Annotated in this window: 11 protein-coding genes; 8 read left to right on the top strand and 3 right to left on the bottom strand. The window is 58.0% G+C overall.

Annotated features, from left to right (window positions below; all coding sequences use genetic code 11):
- The first annotated feature begins 16 nt into the window (after nt 1-16).
- Complete coding sequence (fabB, locus tag ACMGGP_RS12130; RefSeq protein WP_010257968.1) at nt 17-1,237, top strand: beta-ketoacyl-ACP synthase I; 1,221 nt, start codon at nt 17-19, stop codon at nt 1,235-1,237.
- A gap of 85 nt (nt 1,238-1,322) precedes the next feature.
- Here the strand turns inward: fabB and pdxR are convergent, their stop codons facing one another.
- A complete protein-coding gene (pdxR, locus tag ACMGGP_RS12125) occupies nt 1,323-2,747 on the bottom strand; it encodes a MocR-like pyridoxine biosynthesis transcription factor PdxR (RefSeq protein WP_163639990.1) in 1,425 nt (474 codons plus the stop codon).
- An 87-nt stretch (nt 2,748-2,834) separates the two neighbouring features.
- Here pdxR and ACMGGP_RS12120 point away from each other — a divergent pair, with 87 nt between their 5' ends.
- Complete coding sequence (locus tag ACMGGP_RS12120) at nt 2,835-3,278, top strand: rhodanese-like domain-containing protein (protein ID WP_050679676.1); 444 nt, start codon at nt 2,835-2,837, stop codon at nt 3,276-3,278.
- A gap of 1 nt (nt 3,279) precedes the next feature.
- On the opposite strand, the gene flk is transcribed toward ACMGGP_RS12120, so the two are convergent.
- Complete coding sequence (flk, locus tag ACMGGP_RS12115; protein ID WP_010671443.1) at nt 3,280-4,329, bottom strand: flagella biosynthesis regulator Flk; 1,050 nt, start codon at nt 4,327-4,329, stop codon at nt 3,280-3,282.
- Between the two features lie 182 nt (nt 4,330-4,511).
- Nucleotides 4,512-5,411 (bottom strand): DMT family transporter, encoded by a 900-nt coding sequence (locus tag ACMGGP_RS12110; RefSeq protein ID WP_010257979.1) that lies wholly within the window; start codon nt 5,409-5,411, stop codon nt 4,512-4,514.
- A 97-nt stretch (nt 5,412-5,508) separates the two neighbouring features.
- Here ACMGGP_RS12110 and ACMGGP_RS12105 point away from each other — a divergent pair, with 97 nt between their 5' ends.
- The 6 genes from ACMGGP_RS12105 to accD all read left to right on the top strand — a co-directional run bounded on the left by ACMGGP_RS12105 (nt 5,509) and on the right by accD (nt 11,344).
- Nucleotides 5,509-6,288, top strand: a complete 780-nt coding sequence (locus tag ACMGGP_RS12105) for an AraC family transcriptional regulator (protein ID WP_346438770.1) — start codon at nt 5,509-5,511, stop codon at nt 6,286-6,288.
- A 55-nt stretch (nt 6,289-6,343) separates the two neighbouring features.
- A complete protein-coding gene (gene pdxB, locus ACMGGP_RS12100; RefSeq protein WP_033778724.1) occupies nt 6,344-7,477 on the top strand; it encodes a 4-phosphoerythronate dehydrogenase PdxB in 1,134 nt (377 codons plus the stop codon).
- Between the two features lie 302 nt (nt 7,478-7,779).
- Nucleotides 7,780-8,787, top strand: a complete 1,008-nt coding sequence (locus ACMGGP_RS12095) for an aspartate-semialdehyde dehydrogenase (protein WP_022625082.1) — start codon at nt 7,780-7,782, stop codon at nt 8,785-8,787.
- 2 nt (nt 8,788-8,789) lie between these two features.
- The gene (gene truA / locus ACMGGP_RS12090; RefSeq protein WP_008926481.1) at nt 8,790-9,593 is read left to right on the top strand and encodes a tRNA pseudouridine(38-40) synthase TruA; all 804 of its coding nucleotides are present in this window, start codon (nt 8,790-8,792) and stop codon (nt 9,591-9,593) included.
- A gap of 29 nt (nt 9,594-9,622) precedes the next feature.
- The gene (locus ACMGGP_RS12085; RefSeq protein WP_010257990.1) at nt 9,623-10,285 is read left to right on the top strand and encodes a DedA family protein; all 663 of its coding nucleotides are present in this window, start codon (nt 9,623-9,625) and stop codon (nt 10,283-10,285) included.
- Between the two features lie 144 nt (nt 10,286-10,429).
- On the top strand, nt 10,430-11,344 hold the full coding sequence (gene accD / locus ACMGGP_RS12080; protein ID WP_191921455.1) for an acetyl-CoA carboxylase, carboxyltransferase subunit beta: 915 nt from the start codon (nt 10,430-10,432) through the stop codon (nt 11,342-11,344).
- Nucleotides 11,345-11,382 lie beyond the last annotated feature (38 nt).

Raw genomic sequence — 11,382 nt, 5'->3', positions numbered from 1 at the left:
GGATGAGGAAGATTGAATGAAACGTGCTGTGATTACTGGCTTAGGGATCGTTTCCAGTATTGGTAATAACCAGCAGGAGGTGCTGTCATCTCTGCGTGAAGGACGCTCTGGCATCACCTTTTCTGAAGAGATGAAAGATTCCGGCATGCGTAGTCACGTCTGGGGTAACGTTAAATTAGATACCACCGGCCTCATCGATCGCAAAGTTGTGCGCTTTATGAGTGATGCGTCCATCTATGCTTATCTTTCCATGGAAGAAGCGATTAAAGATTCTGGCCTTAGCGCTGAAGCGTATCAGAGCAACCCACGTGTGGGTCTGATTGCGGGTTCAGGCGGCGGCTCCCCACGTTTCCAGGTATTTGGTGCTGACGCAATGCGCAGCCCACGCGGCCTGAAAGCGGTTGGCCCTTATGTTGTCACCAAAGCGATGGCCTCTGGCGTCTCTGCCTGCCTCGCAACGCCATTCAAAATTCATGGCGTAAACTACTCGATTAGCTCCGCCTGTGCCACCTCTGCGCACTGTATCGGTAACGCCGTTGAGCAGATCCAGCTTGGCAAACAGGATATCGTTTTTGCGGGCGGCGGCGAAGAGCTGTGCTGGGAAATGGCCTGTGAGTTCGACGCCATGGGCGCGCTCTCTACCCGTTACAACGACACGCCAGAAAAAGCGTCACGCACTTATGACAATGAGCGCGACGGCTTTGTTATCGCCGGTGGCGGTGGCATGGTCGTCGTTGAAGAACTGGAGCATGCGCTGGCACGTGGTGCGCATATCTATGCCGAAATCGTCGGTTATGGTGCCACTTCAGACGGTGCAGACATGGTTGCTCCATCAGGTGAAGGCGCAGTGCGCTGCATGAAGATGGCGATGCACGGTGTCGATACCCCGATTGACTATCTGAACAGCCACGGAACCTCTACCCCGGTGGGTGATGTGAAAGAGCTGGGTGCGATTCGTGAAGTGTTTGGCGATAACACGCCATACATCTCAGCAACGAAAGCGATGACCGGCCACTCTCTGGGTGCGGCTGGCGTGCAGGAAGCGATCTACTCGCTGCTGATGCTGGAGCATGGCTTTATCGCGCCAAGCATCAACATCACCTCGCTTGATGCGGCAGCAACCGGTATGAACATCGTCACTGAGCCGATGGAAAAAGAGCTGACTACCGTGATGTCTAACAGCTTTGGTTTTGGCGGTACCAACGCCACATTGACCATGCGTAAATATCAGGCGTAATTATTACGTCAGCACTCTGAAGGGCCGGCTTGCCGGCCCTTTTTGTTTTACAGCCCATCCGCTTTACCTCGTTCAACCCTCCGTTTTAGCCCTCCCGCTGCAGCAGCCGCAGCAATGTATCGCATCCCGCCACAATCTCGTCAGGCGTCAGTGCGGCAAAGCCCAGCATCCAGCCTTGCTGAGACGAAGGCCCGGCATAGAGCGGACTCAGACGCGGCAGCAGCAAACCCTGTTGAGCCGCCAATGCGCTTAATCGCGCTTCATCCTGTTGCAGTCTGACAGTTACCTGTAATCCGCCGCTGCTGACAATCGGCGTGATCCACGGCGACAGTTGCTGAGCGATTAGCGTCAGCAGCAGATCGCGACGGCTGTGATAGAGCTGACGCATCAGCCGCAGATGGCTGGCGAAATGTCCCTGTTGCAGAAAGGCGGCGGTGACAGCCTGCGGCAGCAGGGCGCTGTGTCCATCCAGCACGCTGCGTGCCTGGCCTATGGGGGTAATCAGCGCAGGCGGGACCACCATCCAGGCCAGCCGCAGGGAGGGAAACAGCGACTTCGAGAAGGTGCCCAGCGTAATCACCCGCTGATGGCGATCCAGTCCCTGTAGCGCAGGGACAGGACGTTCGTCGTAGTGAAATTCGCTGTCATAATCGTCTTCGATCAGCCAGCACCGGTTGCGCTGCGCCCAGTCCAGCCACGCCAGGCGTCGCGTCAGGCTCAGCGTCACGCCGGTAGGATAATGATGCGATGGCGTCAGATACATCAGTTTTGCACTGCCGCTGGCGGGGATGGCACCTTCGGCATCGACCTCAATCCCGCGCACCTGTGCGCCGGCAGCCAGAAAGGCGTTACGCGCACCAGGATAGCCCGGCTCCTCCATCCATACCTCATCACCGGGATCGACGAACATCATTGCCAGTAACTGCAGTGCCTGTTGTGAACTGGTCAGAATGATCACCTGTTCCGGCTGGCATGCCACGCCCCGGGAAAGTGCCAGATAATCCGCGAGTGCGCTGCGTAACGGCAGGTAGCCGCAGGGATCGCCGTATCCCATTGCGGCACTGCCCAGTGAACGCTGCACGCTGCTGCCGAGGCGTCGCCACGTGTCATGGGGAAAAGCGCGTAACTCCGGTGAACCGGCGGCGAATGCATGGGGAAAAGGGGGATCCTGACAGCCACCGGTTGCCAGTACCTGCTGGCCCCGCGCCGAGAAACGGACGGGCTGAGGCCGGGCTGGAAATGATGATGAGTGGGTGGGGATGATGATGGCAACAAAAGTACCGCGACCGGTCTCGCGTCGCAGATAGCCTTCACTTTCCAGCTGTCCGTAGGCCGCTTCCACCGTCACACGTGACAGACGCAGATCCTGCGCCAGCTGACGACTGGACGGCAACTGCTGACCAGCATGCAGATGGTGCCGGTTGATCGCCAGTCGCAGGGTAGAGCAGAGCCGCTCGCGCACGCCGCCACTGGTCTGATGCTGAAAAAGTTGTAATAACGGTGAAGACATATGGGTCTTATACCTGATGGGGAATGGGTATCAGTAAGCAGTCCACTTTGCCGTAAACTGCAGACTCACCACAACAGGAGAATCGCTATGTCATCGGTTTTACGAATTCCGGCCGCCACCCCGCAGCAAAGCCTCGACTATCTGCAGGCAAAACTCGCTTTTTACACCGACGCCTGGGATCTGGCGGAAGATCTGGAACGGCAAATCCCGGATATCGTGGTAATCGATGCTCGCGCGCCGGAGGCTTATCGCGCCGGGCATATTTGCGGCGCGATCAACTTTCCGCATCGCGAGATGGATACCACTACGACGGCCCGGCTTGATCGCAGTAAAGTTTATGTCACGTATTGTGACGGCATTGGCTGTAACGGCTCGACGAAAGCGGCCTGGAAACTGGCCTCGCTGGGATTTCAGGTGAAGGAGTTGATTGGCGGGCTGGATTTCTGGAAACGTGACGGTCATCCGCTGACCTGGGGTGATGCACCGGGCGAATGGCCAGTCGCCGCGCCCAAAGCATTCTGTGGCTGTTAACTCAGAGGACCAGCCAGAGTAAAAGGGTGATGACAACCAGAGCGACAAAGAAGCCCAGCAGGGGGCGCTCTGCCAGAGGCTGAATCGCGGGCGGCAGCGACGCAACAAAGGGCGACCAGATCGGCTGGGGTTTAATCTCGCTGGCTGCCAGAGGCTGTTCGAGAAGTTTTTCTGCCCGGTCGGCGCGACGGCTGAACAGGAAGTTCAGCAGATCCTGGGTCTGCGTTACGGTGAGCACCGTCTGCGGTGTCGCCTGGAAACGCTGCTGGCTGTAATCCTCCAGTTGCTGCCGCTCCTGCTGATCAAGCGGCTGTTTCAGGGACGCTTCCAGCAATTGCAGCGTCGGTGCGCTGTGCTGACTCAGCGTCTGGCGCACCTGCAGATACTGGGTCAGCAGCGGGAAGTGGCGCGACGGGATGGGATCACCGCTGGTCAGATTCACCAGTTTCAGCGCAGCCGTCCACAGCTTACCGGTGGATTCGCCCGTGGCAGCGGCCAGGCGTACCACCTGCTGATTCAGCGTATGGTGCTCGGCAGGCAGCAGCGTGCGATCGCTGACGCGGATCTGCTGCGGCTGAGGAATCGTCATCTGCCCGTTCTGCAGCATCGTCAGCACCTGGCGCAGCTGATCCTGGCTCAGCGCGCTCAGTACGGTCTGACCAAATTGCTGACGGATAAAGTCGCTGACGGCCTGACGGTTATTCCCTTTCGGCAGCAGATCGGTGAGCTGGGTCATCAGCTGGCGTGTGGCATGCCCATTTTGCGTCTGCGTAAGGCGGCCATTAAGGTACTGTTCCGCTGCCGGAAAATGACGCGACTGTAATTCCGCTTCACTCTTTACGCCCACTTCATGGCGTACGCCCGCCCACAGTTCAGGCGCTTTAAGATTACTGAGCGATGAGATACGCACGATCAGGCGTTCTAACGTTGTGCGCTGCGCAGGGGAGAGGGGCTGTTCACCGGCCACTGAACCGTGACGCGTTACGCCAGTTTGCGGATTGACAGATGAACGATCGCCGACCGGCACACCGGGGCCGCTGAGTGGTTGCATGGCGGATTCCTTGGGAAAACAGAACAGCGTGGGGTGCGCCGGAAAATGAATAGGCCATGATAGCAAAAGCCCCCGGGAAATCCCACGGGGGACATGCGTTTCGGCGCGAGATTTACGCTTCAGCTGTAGCCTTTCTTCACTGCCATCCTCAACAGCACCCTCACTCGCCACTGCCGCGCTATTCAGGCCTGTGGGTGGCTCACCGGTTTACGGCGGGATAAGGGGGTACGCAGCCGCTGCGCCAGTATCACACCGCCAAGCGTCAGACCGCCGCCAATCCAGTGGTAACTGTGTAGTTGCTCATGCAGAAAAATCACCGCGATCACCGCGGTAAATACCGGGATCAGATTCATAAAGATACTGGTGGTGCTGGCACCCAGACGCTGCACACCGTGGATCCACAGGAACGGCGCGATGATCGAAGCAAACAGACCGGCAAAGGCCACCAGCGGCAGGTTGTGCCGGTTAAGCGCCACCTCGGGGGCCAGCAGAAAACCAGGCAGCAGCAGAACGACGCCAAATAAAATCTGCACATACAGGCTTTGCCAGATCGGCAGCGGCAGTGCCCAGCGGCGTGTCAGCACGCCATACAGCGCATAGGCGGCAGAGGCGGCCAGCATCAGCAGTTCACCTTTGCCCAGACCGTGATTCAGCAGCTGCATCACGTTGCCCTCACTGACCAGCCACACCAGACCGGTAAAGGAGATGATGCTGCCAAGCAGGATGCCCAGCGTCGGCGCAATCCGCAGGATCACCACGCTCAGCAGTACGGTGAGCAGGGGGATGAGGGCGCCGATAATGCCCATAAAGAGTGCGCTGACACTTTGTGCTGCGTAGTAGGCGAGACTCTGATAGAGCACCATGCCGAGCAGGCCAAGGATCGCCAGCCGCCAGAGGTGCGGTTTAATGACCTGACGCGTGCGCCACACGCCGGGCAGCACAAAGGGCGTCAGCACCAGTAGCGCCAGTAACCAGCGGTAGAATGAGATCGCCGCCGGATCGATCGCATCCGCCGAGAGTTTGCTGACAATTGAGTTGATCGACCAGATTATTACCGCAAAGAGCGGGTACAGGAAAAACATGCTGACTCTCCACACGCCATAATGAGGCGCAGTGTACGCTTGTCCGGATTTATTCAGATAGTTAATATCGGACAAAATTAGTTGTGGAGCGGACAGAATGACCCTGAAAGTGATCTACCAGCCGCCCCTTGACGCGCCGCAACTGCGCTACTTTATGCGTTATGAGCAGGCCAATGCCCGCACCGAATATCTGCCGCATGCGCATGCCTGGGGTCAGCTCATTATGGTGAAAAGCCACGTACTGGAGATGCAGGTCGAGGGTGAGCGATTGCTGACACCGGCAGATATTCCGGTCTGGATCCCACCGGGTCAGCTTCATAGTAGCTATAACCATCGTCAGGCACAGTTCCGTACCTTTAATCTGGCGGCCCCGTTATGCGCCGATCTGCCCCGGCGCGCCTGCCTGCTGCTGGTCGATCCCATTGCACATGCCATTATGGATGAGTTTGCTGAGCAGCAAATCGAGCAACCCGAAACGGATGCGCAGTGGCGGCTGTGCGAGGTGCTGCGCGATCGCCTGCAGCTGGCGCAGGTACAGGAGAGTTATCTGCCCACCTCTGACGATAAATTTCTGGCGCCGGTGTTACATGCGCTGGAAGCGCATCCGGGCGATAACACCACGCTGGCAGGCTGGGCGGCGCGGGTCTTTACCACCGAACGGACGCTGGCGCGGCGCTGCCAGCAGCAGCTTCATATGACCTTTGGCGAGTGGCGGCAGCGGCTGCGGTTTCTGCGCGCCATTGTGCTGCTGGAGCAGGGGGAAAGCGTGCAGAGCATCGCCCATGGGCTGGGGTACAGTTCAGCTTCGGCGCTGATTGTGATGTTCCAGCAACAGGCGGGAACCACGCCCGAACGCTACCGTGCGCGGTTAGGCTAACGCGTCGCTTTGTGCCAGAATAATTGCCTGATATGTAACTGACAGGAAAGCCGTGGTGAAAATTCTGGTCGATGAAAATATGCCTTATGCCCGTGAGCTATTCAGCCGTACCGGCGACGTGGTCGCGGTGCCGGGGCGTCCGCTGCCGGTGGCTGAACTGGCCGATGCCGATGGCCTGATGGTGCGCTCAGTCACCCAGGTTAATGAGGCCCTGCTGGCAGGAAAGCCGGTGAAATTTGTCGGAACCGCCACGGCGGGCACCGATCATATCGACGAGAACTGGCTGCAGCAGGCGGGCATTGCGTTCTCTGCCGCACCCGGCTGTAACGCCATTGCGGTGGTGGAGTATGTTTTTTCTGCGCTGTTGCTGCTGGCGGAACGCGATGGTTTCCAGCTGCGTGACCGCACTGTCGGCATCGTTGGCGTCGGTAACGTCGGTGGGCGACTGCAAAAGCGTCTTGAGGCCTGGGGCATCAAAACCCTGCTGTGCGATCCGCCGCGCGCCGATCGCGGTGACGAGGGGGATTTCCTGTCGCTGGAGGCTGTGACAGAGCAGGCTGATATTCTGACGTTCCATACGCCGCTGTTTAAAGAGGGCCCGTATAAAAGCTGGCATCTGGCGGATGCGGCGCTGCTGATGGCGCTAAAGCCTAATACTATTCTGATCAACGCCTGTCGCGGCCCGGTGGTGGACAACAGCGCGCTGCTGGAGGTGCTGAAAATGCGGCACGATCTTAGCGTCGTGCTGGATGTCTGGGAGCCGGAGCCGGATCTGTCGCTGGCGCTGCTGGATAAGGTCGATATCGCCACGCCGCACATCGCGGGCTACACGCTGGAAGGCAAAGCGCGCGGCACCACCCAGGTGTTTGAAGCCTGGTGCGACTTTATTGGTCAGCCGCAGCAGGTGCCGCTCAGCACCTTACTGCCGGTGCCGGAATTCAGTGAAATCACCCTGAATGGCCCGCTGGATCAGCCAACGCTGAAACGCCTGGCGCATCTGGTGTATGATGTGCGCCGCGATGATGCCCCCCTGCGTAAAGTGGCGGCGAAACCCGGCGAGTTTGATCGCCTGCGCAAGCAGTATCAGGAGCGCCGCGAGTGGTCATCGCTGCAGGTGAACTGCGATGACGCCACAACCGCTGAGCTGCTGAACCAGCTGGGCTTTAACGCAATCATCTCCCCGGAATAGCGGGCGCTGCAGGTCAGGCGCCCTGGCGCGGTTTCCGCACTGAATTAATCAGTGAACGGAAGGCGGGCGCTGCTGGCATGTCTGCATGACGGCGGGTTCTGGGGGGATATACCCAATGGATTTCGGGTTGCATTGAGGCGGCAAGAGAACGAATCCCGATGCGCTTACTCAGGTAAGTGATTCGGGTGAGTGAACGCAGCCAACAAAGATGCAACGTGAAAGACGACGGGGATAAATCTGAATCCCTGGGCGGTGAATATCACCGCCTTCTGTTTTTATGTCATTGTCTGGAGTAAACCAACATGTCTGACGGCTGGAATATTGCGCTACTTGGCGCGACAGGCGCAGTAGGGAACGCTGTACTGGAACTGCTGGCGGAACGCCAGTTCCCGGTTGGTGAATTATATTTGCTGGCCAGCGAAAACAGCGCGGGCGAAATCAAACGTTTCGAAGGCCGCTCGGTGCGGGTCGAAAATGCGGAGACGTTCGACTGGTCACAGGCGCAGCTGGCCTTTTTCGTGGCGGGACGTGACGCCTCGGCGCGCTTTGCCGATGAAGCGGCCAATGCCGGTTGTCTGGTGATCGACAGCAGCGAGCTGTTTGCGCTGGAACCCGATGTGCCGCTGGTGGTGCCAGATGTGAATCCGCAGGTGCTGGCAGATTATCGCAATCGCAACATCATCAGCGTGGCGGACAACCTGGTAAGCCAGCTGCTGACCGCAATTAAACCGCTGGTGGATGCGGCCGGATTGAGTCGTTTACAGGTGACTAACCTGATCTCAGTCTCCAGCTACGGCAAAGTGGCTGTCGATGCGCTGGCCGGGGAAAGTGCCCGCCTGCTGAACGGTATTCCGGCCGATGAACACCATTTTGGTCGTCAGCTGGCGTTTAACCTGATGCCACAACAGGCCGACGCAGAAGGCAGCGTGGAGAGTGAGCGTCGCCTGATTGATCAGGTGCGTAAGGTATTGCAGGACGAAGGCTTACCGATTGCGGTCAGCAGCGTACAGGCTCCGGTGTTCTACGGTAATGCGCAGATTGTGCATATCGAAAACCTGCGCCCGCTCTCTGCGGAAGAAGCGCGTGCCGAACTGGCGCTGGCGTCAGATATTCGTCTGAGCGAAGAGGATGAAGTGCCGACGCCGGTCACGGATGCCTCAGGCAACGGCGAACTGAGCATCGGCGCTGTGCGCAACGACTACGGTATCCCGGAGCTGCTGCAGTTCTGGTCAGTAGCGGACAACATTCGTTTTGGCGGCGCGCTGATGGCGGTGAAAACCGCTGAGAAACTGGTTCAGGAGTATCTGTAACCATGTCCGATGGTCAGACGCAAAAACTGGCGCTCGGCATCGAGTATGACGGTAGCCGTTACTACGGCTGGCAGCGTCAGAATGAAGTCCGCAGCGTGCAGGAGAAGGTAGAACGCGCGCTGTCGAAAGTCGCCGATCATCCGGTCAGCATTTTTTGTGCTGGCCGCACCGATGCAGGCGTACACGGGACGGGGCAGGTGGTCCATTTCGAGACCACCTCGCAGCGGCCTGATGGCGCCTGGACGCTGGGCGTCAACGCTAATCTGCCGCCGGATATTGCGGTGCGCTGGGTGAAAGCGGTGCCGGATGAATTTCATGCCCGCTTCAGCGCCACGGCCCGACGCTATCGCTACCTGATCTACAATCAGCGTCTGCGTCCGGCGGTGCTGGCGCAGGGCGTGACGCACTTTTACCATCCTCTGGATGCAGAGAAAATGCAGCGCGCCGGGCAATGTTTGTTAGGCGAGAATGATTTCACCTCATTCCGCGCGGTGCAGTGCCAGTCGCGTACCCCGTGGCGCAACGTGATTCACCTCAACGTGACGCGTCAGGGTCCCTACGTGATTGTGGATATCAAAGCCAATGCCTTTGTGCATCACATGGTGCGCAATATCGTGGGCAGCCTGATGGAGATAGGCTGCGGCAATAAGCCGGAGTCATGGATGGCAACGCTGCTGGCGGCGAAGGATCGGACATTAGCCGCAGCCACAGCCCGGGCAGAGGGGTTGTATCTGGTGGCGGTGGATTACCCATCCCACTTTGCGTTACCACAGCCGTCGATGGGACCGTTGTTCCTCGCGGATTAATTCACTTTCAGGACTTAAAAGGGCGCGCCATGGAGTTTCTCCATTTTCTGGTTGATTTTATTCTGCACATTGATGTGCATCTTGCCGAACTGGTTGCACAGTACGGTATCTGGATTTACGCTATTTTGTTCCTGATTTTGTTCTGCGAAACCGGTCTGGTGGTGACGCCCTTCCTGCCGGGTGACTCGTTGCTGTTTGTGGCGGGCGCACTGGCGGCGTTGCCGGGTAACGATCTTAATGTGCATGTGATGGTGGCATTATTAGTGGTGGCCGCGGTTCTGGGCGACGCAGTGAACTACACCATTGGCCGCCTGTTTGGCGAAAGGTTGTTCAGTAACCCGAACTCGAAGATTTTCCGTCGCAGCCATCTGGATAAAACCCATGCGTTTTATGCCCGTCATGGTGGAAAAACCATTATCCTGGCGCGCTTCGTGCCGATCGTGCGAACCTTTGCGCCGTTTGTTGCCGGTATGGGCCATATGTCCTATCGCCACTTCGCGCTGTTCAACGTAACGGGTGCGCTGCTCTGGGTGCTGCTGTTCTCCTATGCCGGCTACCTGTTTGGCGATCTGCCGGTGGTGCAGGAAAACCTGAAGCTGCTGATTGTGGGCATTATCCTGGTCTCGATTCTGCCAGGTGTGATTGAAGTCTGGCGTCATCGCCGTCAGGCTAAGCAGCAGAAGCAGCCGTAAGGCTGCGCTCAGGGGTAAGACCAGATTTTTATCCACAGTCTGAACAGGTTGTGGTTTAATGAGCGACATTTACCGTCTGCTGAAGCGGTTTTCAGCAGTATCAAGACGACTGGACCAGGTCAGTTTTAAACAGAAAGGTCATCAATGAGCTGGATTGAACGCATTCTTAATAAAAGCACCGGAACGCCTGTGCGCAAAGCCAGTATCCCGGAAGGGGTCTGGACCAAGTGTGACAGCTGTGGTCAGGTGCTCTACCGCGCCGAGCTGGAGCGTAATCTTGAGGTCTGCCCGAAGTGTGACCATCACATGCGGATGCACGCCCGTGAGCGCCTCGGCAGTGTCCTCGATCAGGGCACGATGGTTGAGCTGGGTAGTGAACTTGAACCTAAAGATCTGCTCAAGTTCCGTGACTCCAAAAAGTACAAAGATCGTCTGATCGCGGCCCAGAAAGACACCGGTGAGAAAGATGCGCTGGTGGTCATGAAAGGTCAGCTGCACAGCATGCCGGTTGTTGCGGCGGCCTTTGAATTTGCCTTTATGGGCGGTTCAATGGGCTCTGTGGTCGGTGCGCGTTTTGTACGTGCGGTTGAGCAGGCGTTAGAAGATAACTGCCCGCTGATCTGCTTCTCCGCCAGCGGCGGGGCGCGTATGCAGGAAGCGCTGCAGTCGCTGATGCAGATGGCGAAAACCAGTGCGGCACTGGCAAAAATGCGTGAGCGCGGTCTGCCTTATATTTCCGTGCTGACTGACCCGACTATGGGTGGTGTTTCGGCCAGTTTTGCCATGCTGGGCGACCTCAATATCGCGGAACCTAAAGCACTGATCGGCTTTGCCGGCCCACGCGTTATTGAGCAGACCGTGCGTGAAAAACTGCCGCCGGGCTTCCAGCGCAGTGAGTTCCTGATTGAAAAGGGCGCGATTGATATGATCATTCGCCGTCCGGAAATGCGCTACAAACTGGCAAGCCTGCTGGCAAAAATGATGAACCTGCCGGCACCGCTGCTTGACGGTGAACAGTCCGCTCCGGCGACGACTGAATCGGAAAGCAACGAGGCCTGACAGGAGATAGAGAGGTGCGTCCAAAGCACCTCTTACCA

It is taken from the genome of Curtobacterium sp. BNK-1, assembly GCF_048685235.1.
Classification (GTDB): Bacteria; Pseudomonadota; Gammaproteobacteria; order Enterobacterales; family Enterobacteriaceae; genus Pantoea; species Pantoea agglomerans.
This window is presented reverse-complemented; position numbering and strand designations above follow the sequence as displayed.